This is a genomic window from Amycolatopsis sp. ATCC 39116 (assembly GCF_000231075.2).
GTDB lineage: Bacteria > Actinomycetota > Actinomycetes > Mycobacteriales > Pseudonocardiaceae > Amycolatopsis_E > Amycolatopsis_E tucumanensis.
Genome location: NZ_AFWY03000005.1, coordinates 77,129 through 104,026, shown reverse-complemented (window position 1 = coordinate 104,026; position 26,898 = coordinate 77,129). Strand labels below are relative to the sequence as shown.

Sequence of the window (26,898 nt, the reverse complement as noted above, 5' to 3'; positions counted from 1 at the left end):
CATCAATGCGGTTTATGCCCGCGCAGCACGATCTTCTATTTCCGGCCGCCCGGCGCACCCGCTTAGCGTGTGATCCATGCCGCACCCCCTCACCGAGCTCAAGGTCCACACGGTCCGCAAACCCCCCGGCCCTGCCAGACACCACGTCACCGCCGACGTCTGCGTCGTCGGAGCCGGGATCGCCGGCCTGTCCGCCGCCGTCGAATCCGCCCGCCTGGGCCGCTCGGTGGTCCTCGTCGACGCGCTGCCGGTGCTCGGCGGCCAGATGGTCAACTCGCTGATCGGCCTGTTCTGCGGCGTGTTCGGCAACGCGCCCGGCTACCGCCGGCTCACCCACGGGATCTTCGACGACATCTTCCGCGACCTGGACGCCACGGGCGACCTGTTCTACACGCGACGGCACACGATCACCGTCGGCTACGACGAGGTCGCGCTCGGCCGGTGGGTGGAGAACACCGTGCGCGAGCACGGCATCCAGGTGATCACCGGTGCGTCGATCACCGGGGTGGTCCGCGACGGGGAACGGATCGAGTCGGTCACCTTCGCGACCCGGTACGGCTCCGTCGAGGTCGGCGCGGTCGGCTTCGTCGACGCCAGCGGCGACGCCTCCCTGGTGTGGGAGGCTGGGCTGCCGTGCCGGCTGCCGGAACGGGAGATCTACGGCTCCCAGCAGCTGGTCGTCGAGCACGTCGACGAGGACGGCAAGCCCGACCCGGACGTGCTGGCCGAGCGGGTCGGCGCCAAGGCCGCGGAGTACGGCCTGCGCCGCCACGACGGGCTCGCGTTCTACTTCCCCGGCCGCGGCACCGCCGTGCTCAACATGACCCACATCGAAGCGCCGCTGGACCCGATCGCCGCCGCGCGCGCCCAGCTCGACGGCAAGGCGCAGGCCGACCGGGTCGTGGCGTTCCTGCGTGCCGAGTTCCCGGCCGCGTTCGGCCGCGCCCGGGTGCGGGCCTACGGGTTCCCCGGACGGCGCCAGACCCGCTGGGCGCAGGGCGCCCACCAGCTGACGCTGGACGAGGTGCGGTCCGGGAAGCGCTTCCCGGACGCGGTCGCGCGCACCGCGTGGCCGGTCGAGCTGCACGACAGCCCGGAGGGCTACGTGTGGGAGACTTTCGGGCCGGACCACGTGCACTACGTGCCGCTGCGCGCGATGACGCCGCCGGAGGCGCACAACGTCCTGGTCGCCGGCCGCTGCGTCGACGGCGACGCGGCCGCCCTGTCGAGCATCCGGGTAATGGGCCCGTGCGGGGCGATGGGCATGGCGGCCGCGCACGCGCTGGACCTCGCGGGCAAGGACAGCGTGCACGACATCGACCACGGCGACCTCGCCGCCCGGTTGTCCGCCAACCTCGACGGCTGAGGAGGACCCTTGGTACGCAGCGACTTCCCGCCCGGAACCGTGCGCTGGGCGACCCGGCGGGCGCAGTGGCGCGCGCTCGGCCTCACCGACGACGACCTCCGCAAACCCAAGATCGCCGTGGTCAACTCCTCGTCGGACCTGGCCATCTGCTTCAGCCACCTGGACGAGATCGCCGCGCGGATCAAGAAGGGCATCGCCGCGGCGGGCGGTCTCGCGTTCGAGGTGCGCACCACCGCGCCCAGCGACTTCATCCACTCCGCGGGCCACGGCGGCGGCTACATCCTGTCCGCCCGCGACCTCATCGTCAACGACATCGAGGTCGCCGTCGAGGGCGCCCAGCTGGACGGCATGATCTGCCTGGCCAGCTGCGACAAGACCGCGCCGGCGCAGCTGATGGCCGCCGGGCGGCTCGACATCCCCACGCTGCTGGTCGCGTGCGGCTACCAGCCCAGCGGGTGCTTCCGCGGCGGGCACTGCGACATCGAGGAGGTGTTCCTGCACGCCTGCGGCCAGTCCACAGTGGACGAGCTGACCGAGATGAGCGACGTCGCCGTCGGCGGGCCGGGGGTGTGCCCGGGCATGGGCACCGCGAACTCGATGCACATCGTCGCCGAGGCACTCGGCATGGCGCTGCCCGGGACCACACCGGTGGCCGCGAACTCGCCCGCGATGTGGGCCGCCGCCGACGCGGCCGCCGCCCGGATCGTCGAGATGGTCCGCGAGGACTTGCGCCCGCGCGCCGTCCTCACCGAGGCGGCCTTCCGCAACGCGGTCCGGGTGGCGCTGTCGGTCGGCGCGTCGATCAACACCGTCAAGCACCTCCAGGCCGTCGCGACCGAGTCCGGAGTGGACCTCGATGTTCTCGGCCTCTACGCCGAACTCGGCTCCACCACGCCGGTCCTGTCCGCCGTGCGGCCGAACGGCCCGCACACGATCGAGCGGTTCGAGGCCGCGGGCGGCGCGGCGGCGGTGATGCACGCGCTCGGCGACCTGATCGACCCGTCGCCGCTGACCGCGACCGGCGCCACCGTGGGTGAGAACTTGGCCCCGGTCACCGTGGCCGACCCGGAGATCATCCGTACCCGCGACCAGCCGTTCACCGACCAGCCGCTGATCGTGGTCCTGCGTGGTTCCCTCGCCCCGGCCGGCGGCATCGTCAAGCTCGCCGTCGGCGACGAGCGGCCGGCCGCCTTCATCGGCCCCGCCCGCTGCTTCGAGTCGCAGGAGGACGCCGTGGCCGCGCTCGCCGATGGACGGATCGCCCCCGGCGACGTCGTGATCGTCCGCGGCCTGGGCCCGCGCGGCCGCCCCGGCATGGGCATGGCCTCCCAGATCGTGTTCGCGCTGGACCGCGCCGGGCTCACCGGCCGGGTCGCGGTCGTCACCGACGGCCAGCTCTCCGGCCTGGTCAACCGCGGCATCGTGGTCGGCGAGGTGCGCCCCGAGGCCGCCGACGGCGGGCCGCTCGCGCTCGCCCGCGACGGCGACACCGTCCACATCGACCTGCCCGCCCGGGTCTGCGACCTGCGGGTCGGCCCGGCCGAACTCGGCACCCGAAACCCCCAGCCGGCCCGGGACCACGAGGAGACCGGCTGGCTGTCCGTCTACCGCCGGACCGTGCGTCCCCTCGACGACGGCGCCGTGCTCCGTCCCTGACCTCTCCCCGACAGGAGGCCGCAATGGCGCTGCCCGAAGTTCCCCCGTCCACCGCGATCGGCGAAGCCGACCAGCGGCGGTCCGCCCGCGGCGGGGCGTTCTCGATGTTCGTCGACAGTTTCGACGTGTACCTGCCCGCGCTGGTCCTGCCCGCCGCGATGGCCTACTTCATGCCGCCCGACCTGCCCGCGTCGGTGCGCGCCACCTTCACCACCCTGCTGTTCACGGTCGGGCTGGTCGCCCGTCCGATCGGCAGCGTGATCTTCGGCAACCTCTCCGACCGCATCGGCCGCAAACCGGTCACCATGATCAGCGGCTGGGGTTTCACCATCGTCACCCTGCTGATCGGCCTGCTGCCCGGCTACGGGTCGTGGGGCTACGGCGCGATCGCCGTGTTCGCGGTGCTCCGGCTGATCGGCGGGATCTTCCTCGCCGGCGGGTACGCCGCGCCGATCCCGCTCGCGCTGGAACAGGCGCCACCCGGCCGACGCGGCCGCGTCGGCGGTCTCATCGGCGTCGGCGCCCCCGCCTCGTTCCTGGTGATCAACACGCTCTTGCTCGGCATGCTCGACGTGCTCCCGCACAGCGGCTTTCTCTCCTGGGGCTGGCGGATCCCGTTCTTCCTCGGCTTCGCGCTCGGGGTGGCGTACCTGATGCACTACCGCCACGTCGTCGAGGACGACTCGGCGCGCACCGCTCGCCAGGGCGCCCGTCAGCCGGTGGTCGAGCTGTTCACCGCGCACCGGGCGCTGATCTTCAGCGTGTTCCTGTTCACCTGCGGCTACTGGTTCGCCAGCCAGATGTCGGTGTCGTTCCTGCCGACGCTGCTCGTGCAGGTGCTCGACCAGAGCCCGCGGCTGTCGTCGGCCGTGGAGATCATCGGATCGGTCTGCTCGATCGTGCTGATCATGGTGCTGGCCGCGGCCGGGCAGCGGTTCGGGCGGCGGGCGCTGCTGATGCGGTGGGCGCTGGTGCTGGCGTTCGTGGTCGGCGGCGCGTTCGCGCTGCTGGTCGTCGCCGCGCGGGCGGGCGCCCCGGTGTGGCTGATCGCGCTCATCGCGGTGGTGGCGAAGGTGCTGCCGTCGGCGCCGCTGGGCGTCATCCTGGTCTACCTCAACGAGCGGTTCCCCGCCTCGGTGCGGGCCAGCGGGTACGGGATCGGCTACATGTTCGGCCTGATCCTGCCGGGCCTCTACACCGTGTGGCTGCTCGCGCTGTCGGCGATCATGCCCTACGAGTTCACCCCGATCGTGCTGATCGTGTTCGGCGGGCTGCTGATGTTCGCGGCGGTGCGCCGCGGGCCGGAGACGAACCCGGTGGGGCAGCACGTGCCCGTCGTCGCGAGCGAGGTGGTCCGGTGATCCTCACCGACGAGGAGAAGGCCATGCGCGACGGCGCCGAGGGCCCGGCCGTCGCGGCCGCGATGGACCTGCTCATCCGGTACGGCGACGCGCTGGGCGCGCAGCGGCTGTGCGACACCCGCAACGTGGCTGGCACCAGCACCCAGCCCTCGCCGCTGAAGGCGAAGCTGGTGGCCGAGGGCGGCTGGCACAAGGCGTTCGCCGTGCTCAACCTGGACTGCGACGACGCCATCGAGATCCCGGACATGCGGGTGCCGACCTGCCAGCTGCAGCAGGGCTTCGGGCCGGACTCCGCCGGTGTGGTGCCGTATCCGAAGGAGTTCGTGGAGCTGCAGAGCGACGCCGAAGCGTTCTACGGCCGGCGGGGCGTGAACATCCTGGCCACCTGCACGCCCTACCAGGTGGGCAACCTGCCGGTGCGCGGCGAGCACTGCGCGTGGATGGAGTCCTCCGCGGTGGTCTACTGCAACTCGGTGCTCGGCGCCCGGACGAACTGCGAGGGCGGCACGTCCACCGGCGCGGCGTCGCTGACCGGGAAGATCCCGTGCTGGGGCAACCACCTCGCGGAGAACCGGTTCGGCACCCACCACGTCCGCGTCGAATCCGGGGTGCGCGACTTCCTCGACTGGGGCATGCTCGGGTACTTCGCCGGAGAGCTGGTGCAGGACCAGCGGCCGGTGATCACGGGCGAGTTCACGCGGCCGGATCTGGTGGACCTCAAGCACTTCGGCGCGGCGGCGGCGTCCTCCGGCGGCGTGGAGCTCTACCACCTGCCCGGGATCACCCCCGAGGCGCCGACCGTGGAAGCGGCTTTCGACGGCCCCGTCCCGGACGCCGTCGTCTACGGTCCCCGCGAGCGGCGGGCGATCTACGAGAAGCTGAACGACCAGGGCCGGTCCACCGACGTCGACTTCGTCCTGCTCGGCTGCCCGCACGCCTCGATCGACCAGATCCGCGCCGCGGCGCGGGCGCTGGACGGCAGGCGCCTGCACTCGGGCACCCAGCTGTGGATCATGGCACCGCGGGCGCTCAAGGCCGTGGCCGATCGCAGCGGCTACACCGCAGTGATCGAAAAAGCGGGCGGCAAGCTGCTGGCCGACTCGTGCCCGGCGATGTCGCGGGTGGCGCCGCCGGGCACGAAGGTCTTCGCCACCGACTCGGCCAAGCAGGCCCACTACCTGCCCGCGATCCTGGGCATCGAGGCCTGGTTCGGGTCGCTGGAGGACTGCGTGGACGCGGCGGTCACCGGGTGCTGGCGGGGAGGGCTGCGATGATCACGTTGCGTGGCCGCACGGTCGTGCCCGGGGTGGCCGAGGGTGAGGCGCTGGTGTCGCACGAGACGATCTCCGGCTGGGGCGGCATCGACCCGGCGACCGGCACGATCATCGAGCGCAGGCACGAGCTGTGCGGGGTGTGCTTCACCGGGAAGATCCTGGTGTTCCCGGGCGCGAAGGGCTCGTCCGGCTGGTCGGGTTTCTTCCAGTCCACCCGGCTGCTGGGCACCGCCCCGCTGGGCATGATCTTCACCGTGACCACGACGAAGGCCGCGCTGGGTGCCGTCGTCACCCGGGTCCCCACGCTGAGCGACCTCGACCAGGACCCGGTCGCGGTGATCCGCACCGGCGACCACCTCCGCCTCGACGCGGACCGCGGGATCGTGGAGATCACGCGCAGGTGAGGGCGCGGCTCCCGGCCGGTGGTGTGGCAGGTGGTCACCGCAGTGGGGAGAACGGCACCGGGATCGCGATGGCCGACGTGGCGTGGGCGATGTTCTCCGGGCCGTTCTCCGGCGGCCAGATCCCGCGTTCGTAGGACTCGCGGCGGATGGCCAGCCGCTCGTCGAGGGTGGGGAACGGCCAGATGTGGGTGATGCGGGGTGCGCCGTCGAGGGCGTACATCGCGGTGGTGAGCGGGTAGAGCTTCGTCCGTTCGGGCAGGGCCGCCTCCCAGCCCGCCATCGTCGGGCCGAGGCCGCCGACCTTGAGCCGGTAGGTGCGGAACTCGTAGACGCTGCCGAACTGTCCGGTCCGCACGGGCGGCAGGAACGGGAACGGCGCGTAGCTGCAGACGCGGAACGATTCCAGGTGCTCGCCGATGCCGAACGGGTCGGCGCTGGTGAGGATCCGCTGCCGTTCCGCGGCGAGGCTCCCGGGGTCGGCGAACTCCCGCAGCAGCAGCAACCGGCCGACGATGACGCCGTGCTCGGTCTCCCAGCAGCCCAGCAGCGTCCCGCCCGCGGCGCCGTCCGTGGTGTAGGACTCCAGCGCCGGCAGCGCTTCCGGCACCGCACGGAGCTTGAGCGCCAGCTCGGTCAGCTCATACAGCATCGTCGATCCTCTCCGTCGCCGCGGTCCGCCCGGCCGCCCGGCCGAAGACCGCGGCGCGCATCAGCGCCGCCCCGCCCGGGTAGTCGCCGAAGAACAACCCGCCCGTGGCTTCCCCGGCCGCGTAGAGCCCGGGCACCGGTGCGCCGCCGGCGTCGAGCGCCCGCCCGTCCGGGTCGATGCCCACCCCGCCGAAGGTGAAGGTCAGGCCGGTGACGGCGTGGTAGGCGACGAATGGTGGTGTGTCCAGCGGCGTGGCCCACTGGGATTTGGGCGGGGTGAGACCAACGGTGCGCCCGTCGCGGCAGGCGCGGTTGAACTCCTCGACGGTGCGTGCCAGCCGGTCGGCGGGGACCCCGATGCGCTCGGCGAGGGCGGGCAGGGTGGGCGCGGTGACCGGCACGGCCGCCCCGGCGAACTCGTCGGCCACCCGGGTCGCGGTCCGCTGGTCGAAGATCTCGAACGCCTCGCTCCCGGGCTGCCGCCTGATCGCCGCACCCATCTTCGAGTAGTTCCGCACCCACGGTCCGGGCCCCTCGTCGACGAACCGTTCGCCGTCGGTGTTGACGAGCACGCCGAGCCAGAACCCGTGCAGCGGGAACGGTGGCGGCGCGGCGCTACTGCCGGGTGAGGGCTGGGACGGGTCGACCGCGGCCGAATGACAGCGCGACCAGTCACCCGCGGGCGTCGCACCCGCCTGAATCGCGGCGGTGATCCCGTCCCCGGTGGCCAGCCGGGTGCCGCGTAGCCGCGTGGTCGCCCAGTCCGGCCCCAGGTGGCGCAGCCGCAGCTCGGCGGAGGCCTGGAACCCGCCGGTGGCGATCACCACGGCGCCCGGCACGACACCCGCACCGGTCACCGCGCCCGTCACCCGGCCGTTCTCCCTGGCGAGGTCGGCCAGCGGCGTGGACCACCGGATCTCGACGCCGATGCGTTCGGCGCGCCGCAGCAGCGGTTCGATCACCGCGAACCCGCGCGACATCCCCTCGCCGGCACAGGTCAGGACCTGCCCGGGCGGTACGTGCAGCACGCCGTCGCGCACCTGCGCGCCGAGCGTCCGGTTGAACACGAACCGCACGCCCCGGCCGGCCAGCCAGCGCACGGTGTCCAGGGACCGCTGGGCGAGCGTGCCGACCAGCGCCGGGTCCGCGCGGCCGCCGCTCATCGCCATGAGTTCGGCCGTGTAGGCCTCGGCGGTGTAGGGCGCGGCCTCGATGCGGTCGTGTTCCAGCCCGGGCTCGACGTCCTTCGTGATGGACGTGAGGTCCTCCGGTCCGTCGTAGCGGAACAGGAAGAGTCCTCCGGAGAACGCGGCGTTCCCGCCGACGTCCTCGCGCCCGCCCTTCTCCAGCAGTACGACCCGCGCGCCGGCCTCGCGCGCGGCGATCGCGGCGGACAGCCCGGACAGGCCGGCTCCGGCGACAACGACATTCGTCACTGGTTCCTCCTCGGTCACCAGGTGAAGGCAAGGGGTTCGGCGGCCTGCCCGGCGCGCGGCACCGGGCCGGTGTGCCGGACGAAACCGCGGCCGCGCACGCCGATCTCGTCGACCAGCCAGTTGGCCGTTCCGATCAGCCGCGGCAGGTCGATCCCGGTGGTCACGCCGGACAGTTCGAGCAGCTGGACCGCGTCCTCCGTGCACAGCCCGCCGCCGCGGCCGCCGGGGACCGCGGGATGCCCGCCGCTGCCGGCGAGCGCGGTGTCGATGCGGCGGACGCCGAGTTCGACCAGCGGGAGCAGGGCGGCCAGGCCCATCCCGCGGTCGTCGTGGATCTGCACCGTCAGGTTGTCGGCGGGCACGTGCGCGAGCGCGGCGGAGACGACCTCGCGGATCTGCGGCGGCGCCGCGTAACCGGCGGAGTCGGCGAGGATCCACCGGTCGACCCCGGTGTCGAGCAGCCGCCGGGCCAGCCGGGCGAGGTCGTCCGCGCCGCGCGCGGGCCCGGTCGGGCCGCCCCAGGCGAAGATGACGTAGGTGGCGAGCTCGATGTCGTGGCCGTCGGCGAAGGCGGCCATCCGCTCCAGCTCGGCCAGCGAGTCCGAAGTGGAGCGTCCGGTGTTGGCGCGGGCGAACTCCTCGTCGGCCGACAGCAGGAACGCCGCGGTGTCCGCGCCGGCCTCGATCGCGCGGGCCAGGCCGCGCGTGTTGCCCACACAGCAGCCGAGTGTGAGCCCGCTCCGGCGAGCCTGCGCGAACACCTCGCCGGCGTCGGCGAGACCGGGGACGAGATCGGGGCGCACGAAGGAGGACAGCTCGAACGCACGCACCCCGGCCTCGGCCAGCCGCCGCACCAGCTCGATCTTCACCTCCGTGGGCACGAGGTGGTCCTGGAAGGTCAGCCGCGGCGAGATCTCGCGGATGAACACGCCGGGCTCAGGCATGGCGGGTGGGGGTCAGTCCGGCGGCGTGGGCGTCCCAGGCGTCGCGGTGGCCGTGGTCGCGCAGGTCGGTCTTGCGTACCTTGCCGGTCGGCGTGACCGGCAGCCGGTCGACCACCCGGTAGTAGCGGGGCACCATGAAGTGCGGCATGGACCGGTCGCAGTGCGCGAACAACCCGGCCAGGTCCAGGCGCTGCCCCGGCTCCGGCTGCACCACCGCCAGCACCTCGTCCTCGCCCAACTCGGAGGGGGTGCCGACCGCGGCCGCGGCGACCACGCCGGGGAAGGCGAGCAGCACCGACTCGACCTCGTGCGAGGAAATGTTCTCCCCGCGGCGGCGCAACGCGTCCTTCTTGCGGTCGATGAAGTGGAAGTAGCCCTCGTCGTCGCGGTAGCCGAGGTCGCCGGTGTGCCACCACAGGTCCCGCATCGTCGCGAGCGTCGCTTCCGGATCGCGGTGGTAGCCGGAGAACATCACGTGCGGCTCGCGCGGCCGGTACACGATCTCCCCGGCCTGGCCGGGCGCGGCGGGCCGGCCGGTCTCGTCGTGCACCTCCACGACGGACGACGCGGTCGGCAGCCCGATCGAGCCGACCTTGCGCTCCCGCAACGGGTTGTAGAGGACGTTCTTGATCTCGGTGAGCCCGTAACCCTCCACCACGTGCACCCCGAACCGCTCCTCGAACGGGTGCAGCACCTGCGGCGGCGCGGGCGCGGCGAAGACCTTGCGCGCCTCGTGGTCGCGGTCCCGTGGCGACGGTGGCTGCGCGAGCAGCATCGGCAGGATCGAGCCGAGCGCGTTGAACTGAGTGATGCGCTGCGCGCGCAGCTCCTCCCAGAACCGGCTCGCGCTGAACCGCCGCCCGATCACCACCGTCGCGCCGGCGTGGAGGCCGTGCATGGTGATGTTCACCTGCGCGGCGCCGTGGAACAGCGGCAGGCAGGTGTAGAGGCGTTCGTCGGAGGTGGTGCCCATCTGCTCGGCGCACTCCCGCCCGGCCACCACCTGCATCCGGTGCGGCATCACGACACCCTTGCTGCGCCCGGTGGTGCCGGAGGTCAGCATGATGGCGACCGGATCGGCGGGGCCGACGCGGGGGAGCGGGACGGCCGGATCACCGCCGCCGAGCAGGTCGCGCCAGGTCAGCACCCGCACCCCGGGCGGCACGCGGCGTGGCGCGGCGGCGTCGACCAGGACGACGGTGTCCAGCGTGCCGGGCTGCTCCGGCAGGTCGGCGACCAGGTCCAGCAGAGCCGCCTCGGTGACCAGGATCCGCACGTCCGTGCCGCGCAGCGCGTGGTCCAGGAACTGTCCCTTGTAGGCGGTGTTGACCGGGACCTCGACCAGTCCGGCGCGTGCCGCACCCAGCCAGGTGAGCACGTACTCGGCGCGGTTGGGCAGGAGGATGCCGACCGACTCGCCCGGCGCGGCGCCGAGTGCGAGCAGACCGCGGGCCACCGTCGTCACGGTCTCGTCCAGCTCGGCGTAGGTCAGCTCGATGTCCCCGCACACCAGCGCGGTCCGGCCGGGATGGGCCCGGGCGCGCTCGGCGACGAGCGCGCCGACCGTGGTGTCCGCCAGGTCCGCCGAGCTGCCGCGCGCGAGTGTTCCGGTCATGCCAGCTCCTTCTTGGCCCGGGCCAGGAAGGACTCCAGGGCCGGGTCCCAGCTCGCCTCGGCGCCCGTCGTCACGAGGAACGCGCCGATGCCGAGGTCGCGGTAGGTGCCCAACGTGTTCAGGATGCGCTCCTCGGTGCCGACCAGCGCCTGCGAGTTGGCGAAACCACCCAGCAGTTTCGTCAGCCCGGTCCAGAAGCAGTTGTCGTGCAGTTCCTCCTCGGTCAGCGCGAGCGCCCGCTGGCGGCCCACCGAGGTGTCGGCCGAGGACGAGCGCAGGAACTTGCCGGAAGCCTCGGCGATCTGCCGTTCCACGGAGCGGGCCAGGGCCCAGGCGTCGTCGTCGGTGTCGCCGAGGAACAACCGCAGGCTCAGCGAGAACCGCATGTCGCGGTCGTGGCGCGCGGCCGCCGCCCGGACCCGGTCGATGCGTTCCTTGGTGCCGGCGAACGGTTCGCCCCACAGCATGTACAGGTCGGCGTGGCGGGCGCCGAACTCGACGGCGTCGTCGCTCTCGCCGCCCATGAAGATCGGCACCTGGCCCTGCGCGGGTTTGGTCAGGATCTTCACCGCCTCGGCCGTGTAGTACTCGCCGTGGTGGTCGAACGGCTCGGCCGAGGTCCAGGTGCGGCGTACCACGTCGAGGTACTCGGTGGCGCGGCGGTAGCGCTCGCTCTTGGGCAGGGCGTCGGATTCGCGCCGGAGGTCCTTGTCCGACCCGCCGACGACCACGTTGATCGCGAGCCGGCCGCGGGCCAGCACGTCGAGCGTGGCGAAGTAGCGAGCGGCGGCCACCGGCGGCATGACCCCGGGCCGGTGCGCGACGATCGGCGAGAACTTCTCGCTCGCCGCGAGGGCGAACGGCGCCGTGGCGTGGTTGTGCGGCCAGGTCGAGGAGTAGCCGACGAGGACGCGGTCGACGACCTCGGAGCGGTCCAGCTCGCGGACCCGGGCGAGCATCCGGTCCGGGTCGGTTTCGCCGGTTTCGAGGGGCTGCAGGCCCGTGAAGAACTCGACCATCATTCCTCCTGGTTGTGCGAGGCCAGCCACCCTTCGTGGCGGGCGTAGTGATCGGGGCGGCGGGTGCGCAGTTCGGCGTGCGCGGTGGCCAGCGGTGTCCCGGCCAGGGACATCCGCGCCGAGACCGTCCAGTCCCGACCGGCGTGGTGGTCGATGCGCGCGGTGACCAGCAGTGGGCGCTCGACCGGGACGGGACGCAGGTAGGACACGGTCAGGGACTTGGTCACCAGGCGGGGCTCGGTGGACAGGGCGGCCAGGTTGAGCACTTCGTCGAACACCGCGGCCGTCCAGCCGCCGTGCGCCACCCCGGGCCCGCCCTGCCAGTGCGCGGGGCAGACGACGTCGAAGCGGGTCGCGTCGACGGCGTCGATGCCCAGACGGCACCGGTCCTCGGCGGCGCAACCGCCGCACAGCAGGCGGCCGGAGGGCGACGGGGAGATCGCGAAGGCGTCGGGGTCATCCGGCATGCCCGGCCTCCCTGCGCAGGGCGGCGACCACCGTGCCGGGCACGTCGATCGCGCCCCGCCGCAGTGTTTCGGCGCGGCGGGCCACGGACCGGTCGAAGGGCACCCGGACCGGATCCCCGCCGGTGACGGGCCTGGTCGCCCTGATCGAGGCGGCGAACTCGGTGGCCCGGCGGCGGTAGTCGGCGGAGTCGGTGAGGGAGCCGGGATCGACGAGCAGGACGAAGAACCCGCAGTCCGAGATCCCGGGCGGCGCGGCGGCCGCGCCGGCCATCATGCCCAGCAGCTGGACGACCAGCGCCAGGCCGGAGCCCTTGTGTCCGCCCCACACGCCCAGCGCGCCCGCCAGCGCCGCTTCCGGGTCGAGGGTGGGCAGGCCGCCGGAGTCGTAGGCCTGGCCGGGGTCGAGTTTCTCCCCGAGCCGGGCCTTGAGCACCACCTCGCCGTGCATGACGGCGGAGGTGCCGATGTCCCAGATGACCGGGCTCGGTTCGGCGGGGAACCCGAACGCGATCGGGTTGGTGCCGAAGCGGCCCTCGGTGCCGCCGTGCGGGGCGACCACGGCGGGCCCGCTGCCCGCGATCATTCCGGCGAACCCGGCGTCGGCGGCCTTTTCGAGGTAGTAGGAGAACATGCCGGTGTACCAGGTGTTGCGGGCGCCGGCGACGGCGATGCCGTGGGCTCGCGCCTTGTCCATCGCGAGTTCGAGGGCGCGCATCCCGGCGAGGTAGCCCACCTGGTCGCCGGCGTCCACAGTGGCCGACACCGGCGTCTCGGCCACCACCCGCATGGGCCGCGGCGGCGCCGGGGTCGCGCGGATCCGCTCCACGATGGACAGTGCGCGGGCCAGGCCGCCGAAGGCCAGGCCGCGCAGCTCGCAGTCGAGCAGGTGGTCGACGATGATCCCGGCGTCGGCGGGGGAGTGCCCGGCGCGGACCATCACGGCGGTCACGAGGGCGCGGGCCTCGGTCAGGGGCAGGGTGGTCATGAACCGGCCTCCGCGGCGAGTGGGGAAGTGGGGGCGGGCTCCGGCTCGCGTGTCCTGGCCAGTGCGAGCGCGGCGATCGCGCTGACCGCCGCCGCGGCCAGCAGCAGGTAGGCGGGTGAGCGCCGGTCACCGGTCAGCTCGACCAGGGCCTGGCAGATGAAGACCGCCGAGCCGCCCAGGACGGCGACGGCGATGTTGTAGGTGAGGCCGACGACGCTGCCGCGCATCCGCACCGGGACGAGCTGCACGTAGGCGATCGGTGCGGCGCCGGAGTAGAACGCCGGCCCCGCCGACAGCAGCAGCGTGCAGAGCACGGCCAGCCACAGCGGTGGTGCGGTGGCGAGGACGGCGAACAGGGGATAGGTCACCACCAGCACGGCGACCGAGGCCACGAGCAGCGCGCGGGACTTGCCCAGCCGGTCCGCGGCCCGGCCGCCCGCGACCACCAGGAACACACCGGCGAGCAGCGCGAAAGCGATCACCGCGGTCGCGGTGGCGGGGGACAGGCGCAGCTGGATGAGGTAGCTCTGCACGTAGGTGTAGACCATGTAGATCCCGACGATGTGCAGCACGGACACGCCGATGAGCAGGAAGACCCGGGACCACTGGCGGGAGGACGGCGGTGTGACGGGCCGGCCGCGGGTGGCCAGGAATTCCGGCGTTTCGCCGAAGCGGCTGCGCAGGTAGAGCCCGATGACGCCGATGGGCAGCGCGAGGAGGAACGGGACCCGCCAGCCCCAGTCGAGCATCTGCTGGCGGCTGAGCGCCGTGCTCAGCGACAGCACGACGACCGCGCCCAGCAGGAAACCGGCGAGGCTGCCGACCTGCACCCGGCTGGACAACGCGCCGCGGCGGTGCGGCGGGGCGAACTCGGCGACGTAGATGATCGCGGTGGTGAACTCGCCGCCCGCGGCCAGGCCCTGCGCGAACCGCAGCAGCACCAGCAGGATCGGCGCCGCGATCCCGACGGCCGCGGTGGTGGGCAGGACGCCGATGAGCGTGCTGGCCACGGCCATCAGCAGCAGCGACGCCACCAGCGCGGGGCGTCTGCCCAGCCGGTCGGCCAGCGGCCCGAAGACCAGGGCGCCCGCGGGCCGGGCGAGGAACGCCGAGCCGAACACCGCGAACGACGACAGCAGAGCCGTGCCGGGGCTCGCGGCCGGGAAGAAGACGGTGGCCAGCACCGTGGCGAGGAAGCCGTAGACCGCGTAGTCGTAGGTCTCCACCGTGTTCCCGACCGACGCCGCGAGCGTGGTGCGCCTGACCGTCGCAGGTGTGGTCATGACAAGCCTCTCCGTTGAGGTGGGTGTGCGGGGGTGTCAGGCCGCGAGGTGGTGGTAGCGGCTGCGGAAGAACAACAGGGGCTCTGCGGCGTCGTCCGCGGCGAGGTCGTCGACGCGGCCGAGCACGATGTGGTGATCGCCCGCGTCGTGGACGGACTGGACGGTGCAGGCGATCCAGGCGGCGACGCCGTCGAGCACGGGATCGCCGTGCGGTCCGGGCCGCCACGACAGGCCGGCGAACTTGTCCCCGCCGGAGGTGGCGAGCGCGCGGCACACGTCCTCCTGGTCGGCGGCGAGCACGTTGACGCAGAACGTGCCGCGCTCGGCGATGCGCGGGAACGTCGAGGACGTCTTGGCAGGCAGGAATCCCACCAGTGGCGGGGACAGGGAGACCGAGGTGAAGGACGAGACCGCCATGCCCACCGGGCGCCCGTCGCCGTCCAGCGCGGTGATCGCTGCGATGCCGCTGGGGAAGTGACCCAGGACGGACCGGAGCCGCGCCGGGTCGATCGGGGATGTAAGCATGCTTAAACAATATAAGCGTGCGAAGTCGAATGCAAGCATGCTTACGCCTTGTTCGTGGTCGACCACTACGCTGCAGGGGTGACTGGTCAGCTGCCCTACATCGACCCGTTCGACGACGGCCGCGCGCCCGCCCGGGCCGTGACCGACATGGACGAGGCCTCGTCGCTGATCGACGCGGCGTTCCGGTTCGAGCGCGCCGTGTCCCGGATCGGCAACGCCCGGCTGCGGCCGTGGAACATGACGTTGTCGAGCTACTCGGCGCTGCGGATCCTGGCCAACCGCCCGAACCTGACCCTCGCCCAGCTGGCGCGGCGTTGTTACGCGCGGCCGCAGACGATGACCAGGATCGTCACACAGCTGGAAAACCGCGGTTTCGTCGCGCGCAGCGCCCACCCGGAGAGCGAGCGCGCCCTGTCGCTCGCGGTGACCGACGCCGGCCGCGCCGCGCTGGCGGAGATGGGCACGGAGGTGCTCAAGATCAGCGAGACGCTGAACTCCGTGCTCGGCCGGGAGGACATCGTCGCCGCCGACCGGCAGCTCCGCAAAGCCGCGGTCGTCGTGGAGGGCGAGCTGAAGGGCATGGAACGCGCCGAGAAGTGAACTCCGGGGGACCGGTCAGGCTCTCGCCGGGGTGGCGGTGGTGATCCTCGCGTGGCCTGCGCGAGCTGCTGGGCGGCACGCGCCGGATTCCCCCGTCTCGCTCGCGGCGATTCAGTACTTGAGCCTCCGAGCGGCAGCAGGATGACCCGCACACCGGGGATCCCCTGCCTGGTGGAACTGGACGAGTGAACCTGCATCGGGTCGCGCCATGTTGCGCATCCTTGACGAGCGTCACCAGTGCGCTAGTCTCGGAGCATGTCCGGGGTTGCCGCGTTCCGGCTCAGCGACGAGCAGCAGGAGTACCAGCGCTGGGTGCGCGACGTCGCCACCGGCAAGCTCACCCCGCGCGGAACCGGGCGGGTGGACCGGGAGCTCGTCCGCACCCTGGGCGAGCTCGGGCTGCTCCGCGGGCTGTTCGGCGGGGGCGCGGAACCTTCGGACGCGGCCGCCGTGCAGTTGTGCCTGCTGCGGGAGACGATCGCCCAGATCAGCACCGAGGCGGAGACCGCGCTGGCCCTCCAGGGGCTGGGCAGCTACCCGATCCTGCAGTCCGGCTCGGCCGAGCTGCGGAAGCGCTGGATCCCCGCGGTGATCTCCGGGGAAGCCGTCGCCGCGTTCGCGCTGACCGAAGCCGGCGCGGGATCGGACGCCGCGGCCCTGCAACTGCGCGCCGAGCGCGACGGCGACGGCTGGGTGCTGACCGGCGAAAAGCTCTGGATTTCCAACGCTCCCGACGCCGACATCTACACGGTGTTCGCCCGCACCACCCCCGACGCCGGCGCGCGCGGGGTCACTGCCTTCGCCGTTCCCGGTGACAGCGCGGGGCTGTCCGGCGAGCCCCTGGAGATGCTGTCGCCGCATCCGATCGGACGCCTGGTGTTCGACGGGGTGCGGGTGCCCGCGGACGCCGTGCTCGGCGAGGTCGACCGCGGGTTCGCCGTCGCCATGCGCACGCTGGACCTGTTCCGGCCCAGCGTCGGCGCGTTCGCGGTGGGGATGGCGCAGGCGGCGCTCGACGCGACCGTGGCCCACGTCCGCGAGCGCCGGGTGTACGGCGCGCCGCTGGCGAGCCAGCAGGCCGTCGCGCACCGCATCGCCGACCTGGCCACCGAACTCGAAGCGGCCCGCCTGCTCGTCTACGCCGCGGCCGCCGCCTACGACGACGGCGGCGAGCCGGAGCAGCAGTCCCGGCGGTCGGCGATGGCGAAGCTGTACGCCACCGAAGCCGCGCACAAGATCATCGACGGCTGCGTGCAGCTGCACGGCGCGGCCGCTCTGCGGCACGGGCACCCGCTCGAACACCTCTACCGCGACGTCCGGGCGCTGCGCATCTACGAAGGCGCTTCCGAGGTCCAGCGTTCCATCATCGCGCGCAACCTGATCGGCAGGGAGTACACCCGATGACCTACCGCTTCCACGCCTCGCCGCGGCTCACCGAGGACTGGCGGCACTTCCGGTTCGGCAAGGCCGACGGGGTGGCCACGGTGACGCTGGACCGGCCGGAGAAGCTCAACCCGCTGACCTTCGAAAGCTACGCCGACCTGCGCGACCTGCTGGCCGAGCTGCCGCACCACCAGGACGTGCGGGTGCTGGTGATCCGCGGCGAGGGCCGGGGTTTCTGCGGCGGCGGCGACGTCGAGGAGATCATCGGCGAGCTGATCAAGATGGAACCACGTGACCTGATGCGGTTCACCAAGATGACCGGCGCGGTGATCCGGGCGATGCGGGAGTGCCCGATCCCGATCATCACCGCCGTCCACGGCATCGCGGCCGGAGCGGGCGCTGTCGTCGCGCTGGCTTCGGACTTCCGCGTCGTGAGCACCTCCGGGCGGTTCGCGTTCCTGTTCACCAAGGTCGGCCTGTCCGGTGGCGACATGGGCGCGGCCTACCTGCTGCCGCGCGTGGTCGGGCTGGGCCGCGCCACCGAACTGCTGATGCTCGGCGACACGATCGACGCCGAGACGGCCGACCGCTACGGCCTGGTGTCGCGGCTGGTCGCCGACGCCGACCTGGACACCACGGTCACCGAACTGGCCCGCAGGCTCGCCGACGGGCCGGCACTCGCCCTCGCGCAGACCAAGTCGCTGCTGACCGCCGAGCTGGACATGTCGATCTCGGCGTCGATGGAACTGGACGCGATGACCCAGGCCCTGCTGATGACCACCCGCGACCACGCCGAGTTCCACGCCGCCTTCACCGAACGCCGCCCGCCGCGCTGGGAGGGGCGGTGAGGGTCGCGCTCGTGACAGGGGCCGGCCGGGGCATCGGTCGCGCGATCGCGCGGCGGCTCAGCGCCGAAGGCTGCCGGGTCGCGCTCGTGGCGCGCAACCGCGAGCAGCTCGACGAAACCGCCGCCGGGTGCGCGGGGTCGGTGCGCGTGATTCCCGCGGACGTCACCGACCCGGACGCCGCCGACCGCGTCCACGGCGAGGTCGAACAGCAGTGGGGTCCCGTGGAGATCCTCGTCGCCAACGCCGGCGCGGGCCATTCCGCCCGCCTGGAACGCACCACCGACGCCGACTGGCAGCGGATGCTGGACCTCAACCTGACCGCGCCGTTCCGGTTCGTGCGGCGGTCGGTGCCGTCGATGCGCGCGGCGGGGTGGGGGCGGATCGTGGTCATGGCGTCCACGGCCGCGCGGATCGGCGAGCCCTACATCGCCGCCTACACCGCCAGCAAGCACGGTGTGCTGGGCCTGGTGCGCGCCGCGGCCGCGGAACTGGCCCGCACCGGCGTGACGGTGAACGCCGTGTGCCCCGGCTACGTGGACACGCCGATGACCGAGCAGACGATCGCCACCATCGTGTCCACGACCGGGCGCAGCGCCGAGGAGGCGCGGGAGACGTTGGCGCGCAAGCAGCCGATCGGCCGGCTGATCCAGCCGGACGAGGTGGCCGACGCGGTGTTGTTCTGCGTGCGGTCCGGCGCGGTGACCGGGCAGGCGCTCCAGGTGGACGGAGGTGCGGTGCAGTGAGCGTGCAGCGGGTGAATCCGCCGGAGCTGGCGCCGCCGCGGGGGTTTTCCCACGCGGTGGTCGCGACCGGCACGACGGTCTTCCTGGCCGGGCAGACCGCGCTCGACGCCGACGGCCGGATCGTCGGCGGCACCGTGGTCGAGCAGTTCGAGCGGGCGCTGTCGAACCTGCTCGGCGCGCTGCGCGCCGCCGGTGGCGCGCCGGACCGGCTGGTCAGCCTCACCGTCTACGCCACCGATCTGGCCGGCTACCGCGCGCACGCCCGCGAGATCGGCGAGGTGTGGCGGCGCCTGGCGGGCACCGACTATCCGGCCATGGCCGCGATCGGCGTGTCCCGGTTGTGGGACGCCGAGGCGCTGGTGGAGGTGCAGGGTTTCGCCGTGGTGTGAGGCGGTCAGGCCGCCGCGCGCAGCGATTCGACGTAGTCGTGCGCCGGGCCGGCCAGCCTGCGCCGCAGCTCGAAGAACGTGTCCGCCGCCCGGATGCCGATCCAGTCCGGCGGCAGCACGTCCAGCGGTAGCCCGGGCTCCAGGTAGGGCAGGCGGCGCCAGTCGGTGAGCGCGCTGACGTAGTCGGCGAAGGCGCGGGCGCCGTCGATGCGGCGGCGCCGCCGGTAACCGGCCAGGACCGGCCCGTGCTGGGCCAGGAACGCGTCGTAGAGCTCGTGCAGGCGGTCCAGGTCCCACCAGTCGCGCACGCGGTCCGCGGTCGCGGCGAAGCCGGCGTGATCGGCCCGGAACAGCTCGACGTAACCCTGCAGCCCTTGCCGGGCCAGGGTTTCGCGGGTCTCGTCGAGCAGGTGCGCCGGGGCGATCCACACGCCCGCGGAGACGGTCCCGAACCCGAGCCAGGACAGCCGGGAGCGCAGCTGGTGGCGTTTGTCGCGTTCGGACTCCGGCACGCTGAACACCACCATCAGCCAGCCCTCGCCGGCGCTCGCGCGGCGGCGTTCGAAGATGCGGCGGTCGCCTTCGTCGAGGATTTCCCGTGCGGTGTCGGACAGTTCGTACCCGGCGACGCCGCCGACCTTCGCCGCGGTGAGCAGTCCCCGGCGCTTGAGGCGGAAGATCGACGAGCGCACCGAGGGCTCGTCGACCCCGCACTGCGCCAGCAACTGGATGAGCGAGGCGACGCTCATCCAGCCGCCCGCCTCCCGGGCGTAGAGGCCGTAGACGGTGACGATCAGCGCGCGTGGTTTCGGCGCGCGGTCTTCGGGATCGGCAGGCACGCGGCGCAGCTTATCGGGTGCCCTGCTTTCTGACGATTGCTTGACTGTCGTCACGAAGAGAGAATACTTGGCCTATGACCACCGTGGGTCCGGGGCTCAGCCCCTCCGCTCATGTCGACACCTTCTGCCGGGACCACCTCCCGCCGGCGCGGTTGTGGCCCGAACTCCTCCTCGACCTGCCCTACCCGCGACGACTGAACTGCGGGGCCGAACTGCTCGACGCGGTGATCGCCGAGCACGGGCCGGACCGCCGGTGCCTGCTCACCACGGACGGCCGGGCCTGGACCTACGGCGAGCTGCGCGACCAGGTGAACCGCACCGCGTGGGTGCTCACCGAGCAGCTCGGCGTCGTCCCCGGCCGGCGCGTGCTGCTGCGCGGCCCCAACACCCCGGCGCTGGCCGCGTGCTGGCTCGCCGTGATGAAGGCCGGCGCGGTCGCCGTGCCCACCATGCCCCTGTTGCGGGCGGCCGAGCTCACCACCATCGCCGAGATCGCCCAGGTCGGCCTCGCCCTGTGCGATGCGCGCTTCACCGACGAACTGCGCGCCGCGGACCTGCGCGGCGCGCCGGTGGTCACCTACGGATCGGCGGCCCCGGACGATCTGGACGCGCGGACCCGCGGCGCGCCGGTGGAGTTCACCGCCGTCGACACCGCGGCCGACGACGTCGCCCTGCTGGCCTTCACCTCGGGCACCACCGGACGGCCGAAGGCCACCATGCACTTCCACCGCGACATCCTCGCGATCGCCGACACCTTCTCCCGGCACGTCCTCAAACCGCGCCCGGACGACCTGTTCACCGGGACGCCGCCGCTGGCCTTCACCTTCGGCCTCGGCGGGCTGCTGGTCTTCCCGCTGCGCGCCGGCGCGGCCACGCTCCTGATCGAAAAGGCGACCCCCGACCAGCTCGCGGACGCGATCGAGGCCCACGACGTCACGGTCTGCTTCACCGCCCCGACGGCCTACCGCTCGATGCTCCGCTCGGGCCGGGTGCAGGCGCTGGGCCGGTTGCGGCGCGCGGTGTCGGCGGGGGAGCACCTGCCGGAGTCGACCTGGCGTGCCGTGCACGAGGCGACCGGACTGGCGCTCATCGACGGCATCGGCTCCACCGAGATGCTGCACATCTTCGTGTCCGCCGCCGACGACGACATCCGGCCGGGCGCGACCGGCCGCGCCGTCCCCGGCTACCGGGCCGCGATCCTCGACGACCACGGCGAGCCGCTGCCGCCCGGCACGCCCGGCCGTCTCGCCGTGAAGGGCCCGACCGGCTGCCGCTACCTCGCCGACGACCGGCAGGCCGCCTACGTGCAGAACGGCTGGAACATCACCGGCGACACGTTCGTCGCCGACTCCGACGGCTACTTCCACTACCTGGCGCGCAACGACGACATGATCGTCTCCGCCGGCTACAACATCGCCGGCCCGGAGGTGGAGGAAGCGTTGCTCGCGCACGACGCCGTGCAGGAATGCGGAGTGGTCGGCGCCCCGGACACCGAACGCGGGCAGATCGTGAAGGCGTTCGTGGTCCTGCAGCCGGGCGTCGCGGGCGACCTGGATCTGGTGGCCGAGCTCCAGGCCTTCGTCAAGCAGCGCATCGCCCCGTTCAAGTACCCGCGGGCGGTGGAGTTCGTGGACAGCCTGCCGCGCAGCGCGACCGGGAAGCTCCAGCGGTTCAAGCTGCGGCAGCGCGCCGCGCAGGCCGGGTGAGGAGACGAGGATGCGGATCGCGGTCGTCGGCGGTGGCCCGGGCGGGCTGTACTTCGCCGCGCTCGCCCAGCAGCTGAGCCCGGGCGACGAGATCGACGTCTGGGAGCGCAACGCCGCCGACGACACCTTCGGCTTCGGCGTGGTGTTCTCCGACGAGACGCTCGGCGGCATCGAGCACGCCGACGAGTCGGTCTACCGGCAGATGGAGCGCGAGTTCGCCCGCTGGGACGACATCGACGTCCACTACCGGGGCCAGGTGCTGACCAGCGGCGGGCACGGGTTCGCCGCGATGAGCCGGAAACGGCTGCTGCAGATCCTCCAGCAGCGGTGCGCGGAACTCGGTGTGCGGCTGCACTTCCGCACGCTCGCCCCGGACGTCGGCCGGCTCGCCGCGGACTACGACCTCGTGGTCGCCGCCGACGGGGTGAACTCCGCGGTGCGCGCTCGCCACGCCGGCGTGTTCCGCCCGTCGCTGGAGTCCCGCCGCTGCGCCTACATGTGGCTCGGCACGGACAAGGTGTTCGACGCGTTCAAGTTCTACATCGTCGACACCCCCTACGGGGTCATGCAGATCCACGGCTACCCGTTCGACGCGACCGGCAGCACCTTCATCGTCGAGATGGCGGACGAGGTGTGGCAGCGCGCCGGGTTCAAGGCCTTCGCCGACCGCGAGTTCGCGCCCGGCGACTCCGACGAGAAGTCCATCGCGCTGGTGCGGGAACTGTTCGCCGACGTGCTCGGCGACGCCCAGCTGCTGGCGAACAACTCCCGCTGGATCACCTTCACCACCGTGCGCAACCAGCGGTGGCGCCACGGCAACGTCATCCTGCTCGGCGACGCCGCGCACACCGCGCACTTCTCGATCGGCTCCGGCACCAAACTCGCCATGGAGGACGCCCTCGCGCTCGCCGCGGCGCTGCACGAGCAACCGGACGTCGAGCGGGCGCTGGCCGCCTACGAAGCCGAGCGGCGGCCGGTGGTCGAGTCGACGCAGCGGGCCGCGCAGGCGAGTCTGGAGTGGTTCGAGAACCTGGGGCAGTACGTCCACCAGGAGCCGGTGCAGTTCGCCTTCAACATCATGACCCGCAGCCGCCGGGTCACCTACGACAACCTGCGCGTGCGGGACCCGGAGTTCGTCGAGCGGGTGGACGAGTGGTTCGCCCGGCACGAGCAGTGGCGCGGCAACGGCGACGGCGACGTGCGGCCGCCGATGTTCCAGCCGCTGCGGGTGCGCGGGCTGGAGCTGAAGAACCGGGTCGTGGTGTCCCCGATGGACATGTACCGGGCGACCGACGGCCTGCCCGGGGACTTCCACCTCGTCCACCTCGGCGGCAAGGCGCTCGGCGGCGCGGGCCTGGTGATGACGGAGATGGTGTGCGTGTCCGCCACCGGCCGCATCACCCCCGGCTGCACCGGGATCTACACCCCCGAGCAAACGCGGGCGTGGCGGCGGATCACCGATTTCGTGCACACCGAGACCACGGCGAAGATCGGCATCCAGATCGGGCACTCCGGCCGCAAGGGCTCCACGCGGCTGATGTGGGAGGGGATCGACCAGCCGCTGCCGGAGGGCAACTGGCCGGTCGTCGCGCCGTCGCCGCTGCCGTACCGGCCGGGGGTGAACCAGGTGCCGCGGGAACTGACGGTGCGGGACCTCGGCGAGATCCGGCAGCAGTTCACCGACGCGGCGGCGCGCGCCGTCGAGGCCGGGTTCGACTTGCTGGAACTGCACTGTGCGCACGGGTACCTGCTGTCGTCGTTCATCTCGCCGCTGACGAACCAGCGCACGGATCGCTACGGCGGTTCCCTGCGGGCGCGACTGCGGTTCCCGCTGGAGGTGTTCGCCTCGATGCGCGAGGTGTGGCCGTCCGATCGGCCGATGAGCGTGCGGATTTCGGCCACGGACTGGTGCGACGACGGGATCACGGCCGACGACGCGGTGGAGATCGCGGCCGCCTTCGCCGAGGCGGGTGTGGATCTGGTGGACGTCTCCACGGGCCAGGTCCACCCCGACGAGAAGCCCGCGTTCGGCCGGTCGTACCAGACCCCGTTCGCCGACCGGATCCGCAACCGCACCGGCGTCGCCACGATGGCCGTGGGCGCGATCTCCTCGCACGACGACGTGAACTCGATCCTGCTGGCCGGCCGCGCGGACCTGTGCCTGCTGGGCCGTGCCCACCTCTACGACCCGAACTGGACCCTGCACGCGGCCGCGGAACAGTCCTACACCGGCCCGGGCGTCGACTGGCCGCTGCCGTGGCGCGCGGGTTCCCGCCGCCCCCAAACGGGCCGCACGGAAGGCCCGAAGCCACGCCTGGAACTCATCCGCCACGGCGAACCCGGGACGGCGGACCGCAGGTGGCGGCCCGGACCGGGCGCTCTGGACGCGTGACTACCCGGGAAGCGCTGCCACCGGCGCGGATCCGGCCAGGGCGTCGCGGTAATGCCCCGGCGCCACGCCGAATTCCCGTTTGAACGCGTGCGAGAACGCGAACGGCGAGGCATACCCGACGCGCCGCGCGATGGCTGCCAGCCCCAGGTCGGTTTCCCGCAGCAGCCGCGCCGCGAGCGTCATCCGCCAGTGCGTCAGGTAGGTCATCGGGGCCTGCCCGACCAGGTCCGTGAACTTGCGGGTGAGCGTGGTGCGGGACAGGCCCGCTTCCGCGGCCAGGTCCTCGATCCGCCACGGCCTGCCGGGCGCGCTGTGCATCGCTTCGAGCACCGCGGTGATGGCGGGATCGCGGAGCGCCCGGGGCCAGCCGAGGTGCCCGTGATCGTCGAACCAGGCGCGGATCATGTAGACGAGCAGGAGATCGAGCAGGCCGGCGAGCGCCGCGTCCCGCCCCGGGCGCCGGGTCGTCGTCTCGGCGGCCAGCAGGTCCAGCGCCCCGCGCAGGTGGCTGTGGTCGCCGAGGTGGGCCGGCAGGTGCACGAGGTCCGGCAGCGCGGCCAGCAGCGGGTGCGTGTGCCGCCGGTCCAGCCGGTACTTGCCGCACAGGAATTCGACGCCGCCCGACGGATCGGCCACGGCGGTTTCGAACGGCACGGCGCCGGCCCCGTCGCGCGAGCCGGACAGCACGTGCCCGTCACCGGCGGGCAGGAGCACGACATCCCCGGGACCGAGCTGAACCGGCTCCCGGCCGTGCATCAGCAGCCAGCCGGAACCACGGAGCACCACGTGGAAGCCCGCGCCGTCGTACGGCGCGAACCGGTACGACCACGGGAAACCGACCCGCATCCGGTTGGCCGCGGGCCGCCCGGTGCGCATCACCCCGATGATGTCGCTGAGCAGATCCACGCGGTCGACTGTACCGCTCACGCACTGGGCCGGACTCGTATGCAAACGGGCCGATCGATCATTCACCGGCTCACCTGCCGCGCCTAGCCTGGGCTCATGGCTGATTTCACCATCGGCGCGGTCGAAGTGACCAAGGTGCCCGAGTGGACCGGCGAGATCGCACCGGCCCGCTTCATCATCCCCGACAGCACCCCGGAGATCTGGCGGGACAACGACTGGCTGGCGCCCGAGCACTGGAACCCGGACACCGGCGCCTACCACGGCGCTGTGCAGACCTGGGTCCTGCGCAGCGAAGGCAAGACCGTGCTCGTGGACACCGGGGTGGGCAACGGCCGCGACCGGCCGCAGATCCCGCTGTTCGACCACCTCGACACCGATTTCCTCGACCGGCTCGCCGCCGCCGGTGTCCGGCCGGACGATGTGGACGTCGTCGTCAACACCCACATCCACTACGACCACGTCGGCTGGAACACCCTCGGCGGCGCCCGGGGCTGGGAGCCGGCGTTCCCGAACGCGACCTACCTCATCCCGGCCGTCGACGCGCGTTACTTCGCGCCCGAGAACGCCGGACGGCGCCCTGCGCCCCGCGACGACTACGATCGCTTGCGGCGCAAGGGAAGTCTCCTCGTCTACGCCGACAGCATCGCGCCGGTGCTCGGCCGCGCCACGCTGTGGGAGGACAGCTACCGGGTAGACGGGAACCTCACCCTGGAACCGGCGCCCGGGCACACCCCGGGATCCTCCGTGCTGCGCGTTCGTTCGGGCGGCGACAAGGCCGTCTTCGTCGGCGACATCCTGCACAGCCCCGTGCAGATCCTGGAGCCGTCCTGCAACAGCTGCTTCTGCGAGGACCGCGAGCAGGCGGCAGCGACCCGCAGGCGCGTGCTCGAACAAGCCGCGGACGAGGTGGAGATCGTGATCCCCGCGCACTTCGCCGGCGCCGGAGCGGCCGAGGTGAAGCGCGACGGCAGCCGGTTCCGCATCGACCGGTGGGTCGGCGCGGACGAGGCGGACCGCGCACCAGCCGACGTGCGCCGGTGACCACATCCTGATGCCCGAGACGGCTGCGTCGGATGGGAAGCCGCCCGGCGGCGCGGTTCCGCGCCGCCGCACGAAGCAGTCCGGTCACACCGGTCCGTGCGGCGAGCGCCGTCGAGGATGCGCCGCACGATCCCGCCGGGACGGGCCACGACCGCCGTAGCGCCGGTGAGCGCGACCTCGCCGGTGATCCGCAGGCCGGCTTCGGCGCCGATCCGCGCGAGGTCGTCGCGCGGGTGCCACCGCCGGCCGCGGTCGAACTCGACCTGCGCGCCCGGACGCCTGTCGGCCGGGCCTCAGAGCGGCAGCGGGCTGACGTGGTAGGCCAAGCCGGCCACGAGACCGCCCAGGAACGGCCCGGCCACGGGGATCCACGCGTAGGCCCAGTCGGATCCGGTCTTGCGGCCGAGCCGCAGGAGGGCGTGGACGATGCGCGGGCCGAGATCGCGCGCGGGATTGAGGGCGTAGCCGGTCGGGCCGCCGAGGGAGGCGCCGATCCCGACGACCAGCAGGGCGACGGCGAGCGGGCCGAGGCCGGACGGTGTTCCGCCGAGGAGCAGGACCACGTAGACCAGGACGAAGGTGGCGATCGTTTCGGTGAGGACGTTCCAGGCGGGGGTGCGGATCGCCGACCCGGTCACGAACACGCCCAGCACGGCGCCGTCGTCGGTCTCGGCGTCGAAGTGCTTCTTGTAGCACAGGTAGACGAGGACGGCGCCGGCCATCGCGCCGGTGAGCTGCCCCGCCATGTAGACGGCGGCGTGCGGGAGGCCGGCGGCGACACCGGGGGCGAAGTCCTGCCCGGCGATCCACAGCCCGAGCGTGACGGCGGGGTTGAGGTGGGCCCCGGACCGGGCGGCGGTGTAGACGCCCGCGAACACGGCGAGGCCCCAGCCGAAACTGACCAGCAGCCAGCCCCCGCCGTGTCCCTTCGATCCGGTGAGGGCGACGTTGGCGACAACCCCGCAGCCGAGCAGCACGAGCAGCGCCGTGCCGATCAGCTCGGAAAGGAAGATGCTCCCCATCGAGTTCTCCTGAGGTGGTTCGTGCCGGTTTTCCGGGCAGGGCGCA

At 72.7% G+C, this 26,898-nt stretch carries 25 protein-coding genes; 13 read left to right on the top strand and 12 right to left on the bottom strand.

Annotation, left to right across the window (positions count from 1 at the left end; translation table 11 throughout):
- Positions 1-76 precede the first annotated feature (76 nt).
- From AMY39116_RS0308115 to AMY39116_RS0308095, 5 genes are read left to right on the top strand one after another with little or no spacing between them, the layout of a single operon-like run.
- Positions 77-1,366, top strand: coding sequence for an FAD-dependent oxidoreductase (locus AMY39116_RS0308115; protein ID WP_020417191.1), 1,290 nt, complete (start codon positions 77-79; stop codon positions 1,364-1,366).
- 9 nt (positions 1,367-1,375) lie between these two features.
- Positions 1,376-3,022, top strand: coding sequence for a dihydroxy-acid dehydratase (locus AMY39116_RS0308110; protein ID WP_027935748.1), 1,647 nt, complete (start codon positions 1,376-1,378; stop codon positions 3,020-3,022).
- A gap of 23 nt (positions 3,023-3,045) precedes the next feature.
- On the top strand, positions 3,046-4,383 hold the full coding sequence (locus AMY39116_RS0308105) for an MFS transporter (protein WP_020417189.1): 1,338 nt from the start codon (positions 3,046-3,048) through the stop codon (positions 4,381-4,383).
- On the top strand, positions 4,380-5,657 hold the full coding sequence (locus AMY39116_RS0308100) for an aconitase X catalytic domain-containing protein (protein ID WP_020417188.1): 1,278 nt from the start codon (positions 4,380-4,382) through the stop codon (positions 5,655-5,657). Before AMY39116_RS0308105 ends, AMY39116_RS0308100 begins: the two co-directional genes overlap by 4 nt.
- Positions 5,654-6,061, top strand: coding sequence for an aconitase X swivel domain-containing protein (locus tag AMY39116_RS0308095; protein ID WP_020417187.1), 408 nt, complete (start codon positions 5,654-5,656; stop codon positions 6,059-6,061). Before AMY39116_RS0308100 ends, AMY39116_RS0308095 begins: the two co-directional genes overlap by 4 nt.
- Before the next feature lie 34 nt (positions 6,062-6,095).
- On the opposite strand, the gene AMY39116_RS0308090 is transcribed toward AMY39116_RS0308095, so the two are convergent.
- Genes AMY39116_RS0308090 through AMY39116_RS42430 form a run of 9 tightly spaced genes read right to left on the bottom strand, consistent with a single transcriptional unit; the run spans position 6,096 to position 14,983 of the window.
- Entirely contained in the window at positions 6,096-6,710 is a 615-nt protein-coding gene (locus tag AMY39116_RS0308090; protein ID WP_020417186.1) for an NIPSNAP family protein, read from the bottom strand.
- The gene (gene tcuA / locus AMY39116_RS0308085) at positions 6,700-8,145 is read right to left on the bottom strand and encodes an FAD-dependent tricarballylate dehydrogenase TcuA (protein WP_020417185.1); all 1,446 of its coding nucleotides are present in this window, start codon (positions 8,143-8,145) and stop codon (positions 6,700-6,702) included. Before tcuA ends, AMY39116_RS0308090 begins: the two co-directional genes overlap by 11 nt.
- 14 nt (positions 8,146-8,159) lie before the next feature.
- Positions 8,160-9,089, bottom strand: a complete 930-nt coding sequence (locus AMY39116_RS0308080) for a pyruvate carboxyltransferase (RefSeq protein ID WP_039791302.1) — start codon at positions 9,087-9,089, stop codon at positions 8,160-8,162.
- Positions 9,082-10,704 carry an AMP-binding protein gene (locus AMY39116_RS0308075; RefSeq protein WP_020417183.1) on the bottom strand — a complete coding sequence of 541 codons (1,623 nt, stop codon included), beginning with the start codon at positions 10,702-10,704 and terminating at the stop codon, positions 9,082-9,084. Before AMY39116_RS0308075 ends, AMY39116_RS0308080 begins: the two co-directional genes overlap by 8 nt.
- Positions 10,701-11,723, bottom strand: coding sequence for an LLM class flavin-dependent oxidoreductase (locus AMY39116_RS0308070; protein ID WP_020417182.1), 1,023 nt, complete (start codon positions 11,721-11,723; stop codon positions 10,701-10,703). Before AMY39116_RS0308070 ends, AMY39116_RS0308075 begins: the two co-directional genes overlap by 4 nt.
- Positions 11,723-12,190, bottom strand: coding sequence for a PaaI family thioesterase (locus tag AMY39116_RS0308065; RefSeq protein WP_020417181.1), 468 nt, complete (start codon positions 12,188-12,190; stop codon positions 11,723-11,725). Before AMY39116_RS0308065 ends, AMY39116_RS0308070 begins: the two co-directional genes overlap by 1 nt.
- The gene (locus tag AMY39116_RS0308060) at positions 12,180-13,175 is read right to left on the bottom strand and encodes an Ldh family oxidoreductase (protein WP_020417180.1); all 996 of its coding nucleotides are present in this window, start codon (positions 13,173-13,175) and stop codon (positions 12,180-12,182) included. The genes AMY39116_RS0308065 and AMY39116_RS0308060 overlap by 11 nt, the downstream gene beginning before the upstream one ends.
- Positions 13,172-14,458, bottom strand: a complete 1,287-nt coding sequence (locus AMY39116_RS0308055; protein WP_020417179.1) for an MFS transporter — start codon at positions 14,456-14,458, stop codon at positions 13,172-13,174. The genes AMY39116_RS0308060 and AMY39116_RS0308055 overlap by 4 nt, the downstream gene beginning before the upstream one ends.
- A gap of 36 nt (positions 14,459-14,494) precedes the next feature.
- Positions 14,495-14,983 carry a flavin reductase family protein gene (locus tag AMY39116_RS42430; RefSeq protein WP_020417178.1) on the bottom strand — a complete coding sequence of 163 codons (489 nt, stop codon included), beginning with the start codon at positions 14,981-14,983 and terminating at the stop codon, positions 14,495-14,497.
- A gap of 78 nt (positions 14,984-15,061) precedes the next feature.
- Here AMY39116_RS42430 and AMY39116_RS0308045 point away from each other — a divergent pair, with 78 nt between their 5' ends.
- From AMY39116_RS0308045 to AMY39116_RS0308025, 5 genes are all read left to right on the top strand, one after another.
- Complete coding sequence (locus AMY39116_RS0308045; protein WP_157358478.1) at positions 15,062-15,583, top strand: MarR family winged helix-turn-helix transcriptional regulator; 522 nt, start codon at positions 15,062-15,064, stop codon at positions 15,581-15,583.
- Between the two features lie 255 nt (positions 15,584-15,838).
- The gene (locus tag AMY39116_RS0308040; RefSeq protein WP_020417176.1) at positions 15,839-16,987 is read left to right on the top strand and encodes an acyl-CoA dehydrogenase family protein; all 1,149 of its coding nucleotides are present in this window, start codon (positions 15,839-15,841) and stop codon (positions 16,985-16,987) included.
- Positions 16,984-17,814: an enoyl-CoA hydratase family protein gene (locus tag AMY39116_RS0308035; protein ID WP_020417175.1), complete on the top strand. Its 831-nt coding sequence runs from the start codon at positions 16,984-16,986 to the stop codon at positions 17,812-17,814. The genes AMY39116_RS0308040 and AMY39116_RS0308035 overlap by 4 nt, the downstream gene beginning before the upstream one ends.
- On the top strand, positions 17,811-18,557 hold the full coding sequence (locus AMY39116_RS0308030; protein WP_020417174.1) for an SDR family NAD(P)-dependent oxidoreductase: 747 nt from the start codon (positions 17,811-17,813) through the stop codon (positions 18,555-18,557). The genes AMY39116_RS0308035 and AMY39116_RS0308030 overlap by 4 nt, the downstream gene beginning before the upstream one ends.
- 2 nt (positions 18,558-18,559) lie before the next feature.
- Entirely contained in the window at positions 18,560-18,946 is a 387-nt protein-coding gene (locus AMY39116_RS0308025; protein WP_026153142.1) for a RidA family protein, read from the top strand.
- A 5-nt stretch (positions 18,947-18,951) separates the two neighbouring features.
- Here AMY39116_RS0308025 and AMY39116_RS0308020 read toward each other — a convergent pair whose 3' ends face one another.
- The gene (locus AMY39116_RS0308020) at positions 18,952-19,785 is read right to left on the bottom strand and encodes a PaaX family transcriptional regulator C-terminal domain-containing protein (protein WP_020417173.1); all 834 of its coding nucleotides are present in this window, start codon (positions 19,783-19,785) and stop codon (positions 18,952-18,954) included.
- A 74-nt stretch (positions 19,786-19,859) separates the two neighbouring features.
- On the opposite strand from AMY39116_RS0308020, the gene AMY39116_RS0308015 reads away from it, so the two are divergent.
- The gene (locus tag AMY39116_RS0308015) at positions 19,860-21,491 is read left to right on the top strand and encodes an AMP-binding protein (protein WP_020417172.1); all 1,632 of its coding nucleotides are present in this window, start codon (positions 19,860-19,862) and stop codon (positions 21,489-21,491) included.
- Between the two features lie 10 nt (positions 21,492-21,501).
- Complete coding sequence (locus AMY39116_RS0308010; RefSeq protein WP_020417171.1) at positions 21,502-23,883, top strand: bifunctional salicylyl-CoA 5-hydroxylase/oxidoreductase; 2,382 nt, start codon at positions 21,502-21,504, stop codon at positions 23,881-23,883.
- Here AMY39116_RS0308010 and AMY39116_RS0308005 read toward each other — a convergent pair whose 3' ends face one another.
- The gene (locus tag AMY39116_RS0308005; protein ID WP_020417170.1) at positions 23,884-24,789 is read right to left on the bottom strand and encodes an AraC family transcriptional regulator; all 906 of its coding nucleotides are present in this window, start codon (positions 24,787-24,789) and stop codon (positions 23,884-23,886) included. It abuts the gene before it with no gap.
- Between the two features lie 96 nt (positions 24,790-24,885).
- On the opposite strand from AMY39116_RS0308005, the gene AMY39116_RS0308000 reads away from it, so the two are divergent.
- On the top strand, positions 24,886-25,830 hold the full coding sequence (locus AMY39116_RS0308000; RefSeq protein ID WP_020417169.1) for an MBL fold metallo-hydrolase: 945 nt from the start codon (positions 24,886-24,888) through the stop codon (positions 25,828-25,830).
- A gap of 293 nt (positions 25,831-26,123) precedes the next feature.
- Here the strand turns inward: AMY39116_RS0308000 and AMY39116_RS0307995 are convergent, their stop codons facing one another.
- On the bottom strand, positions 26,124-26,852 hold the full coding sequence (locus tag AMY39116_RS0307995) for an MIP/aquaporin family protein (RefSeq protein WP_020417168.1): 729 nt from the start codon (positions 26,850-26,852) through the stop codon (positions 26,124-26,126).
- Between the last annotated feature and the right edge of the window lie 46 nt (positions 26,853-26,898).

Bases quoted from the DNA above. Each gene is read 5' to 3' on its own strand.
- AMY39116_RS0308075 (WP_020417183.1), bottom strand. From the start codon at position 10,704: ATGACCGGAACACTCGCGCGCGGCAGCTCGGCGGACCTGGCGGACACC.
- AMY39116_RS0308040 (WP_020417176.1), top strand. From the start codon at position 15,839: ATGTCCGGGGTTGCCGCGTTCCGGCTCAGCGACGAGCAGCAGGAGTAC.
- AMY39116_RS0308090 (WP_020417186.1), bottom strand. From the start codon at position 6,710: ATGCTGTATGAGCTGACCGAGCTGGCGCTCAAGCTCCGTGCGGTGCCG.
- AMY39116_RS0308015 (WP_020417172.1), top strand. From the start codon at position 19,860: ATGACCACCGTGGGTCCGGGGCTCAGCCCCTCCGCTCATGTCGACACC.
- AMY39116_RS0308065 (WP_020417181.1), bottom strand. From the start codon at position 12,190: ATGCCGGATGACCCCGACGCCTTCGCGATCTCCCCGTCGCCCTCCGGC.
- AMY39116_RS0308000 (WP_020417169.1), top strand. From the start codon at position 24,886: ATGGCTGATTTCACCATCGGCGCGGTCGAAGTGACCAAGGTGCCCGAG.
- AMY39116_RS0308055 (WP_020417179.1), bottom strand. From the start codon at position 14,458: ATGACCACACCTGCGACGGTCAGGCGCACCACGCTCGCGGCGTCGGTC.
- AMY39116_RS0308080 (WP_039791302.1), bottom strand. From the start codon at position 9,089: ATGCCTGAGCCCGGCGTGTTCATCCGCGAGATCTCGCCGCGGCTGACC.
- AMY39116_RS0308060 (WP_020417180.1), bottom strand. From the start codon at position 13,175: ATGACCACCCTGCCCCTGACCGAGGCCCGCGCCCTCGTGACCGCCGTG.
- AMY39116_RS0308115 (WP_020417191.1), top strand. From the start codon at position 77: ATGCCGCACCCCCTCACCGAGCTCAAGGTCCACACGGTCCGCAAACCC.
- AMY39116_RS0308010 (WP_020417171.1), top strand. From the start codon at position 21,502: ATGCGGATCGCGGTCGTCGGCGGTGGCCCGGGCGGGCTGTACTTCGCC.
- AMY39116_RS0308070 (WP_020417182.1), bottom strand. From the start codon at position 11,723: ATGGTCGAGTTCTTCACGGGCCTGCAGCCCCTCGAAACCGGCGAAACC.
- AMY39116_RS0307995 (WP_020417168.1), bottom strand. From the start codon at position 26,852: ATGGGGAGCATCTTCCTTTCCGAGCTGATCGGCACGGCGCTGCTCGTG.
- AMY39116_RS0308105 (WP_020417189.1), top strand. From the start codon at position 3,046: ATGGCGCTGCCCGAAGTTCCCCCGTCCACCGCGATCGGCGAAGCCGAC.
- AMY39116_RS0308095 (WP_020417187.1), top strand. From the start codon at position 5,654: ATGATCACGTTGCGTGGCCGCACGGTCGTGCCCGGGGTGGCCGAGGGT.
- AMY39116_RS42430 (WP_020417178.1), bottom strand. From the start codon at position 14,983: ATGCTTACATCCCCGATCGACCCGGCGCGGCTCCGGTCCGTCCTGGGT.
- AMY39116_RS0308035 (WP_020417175.1), top strand. From the start codon at position 16,984: ATGACCTACCGCTTCCACGCCTCGCCGCGGCTCACCGAGGACTGGCGG.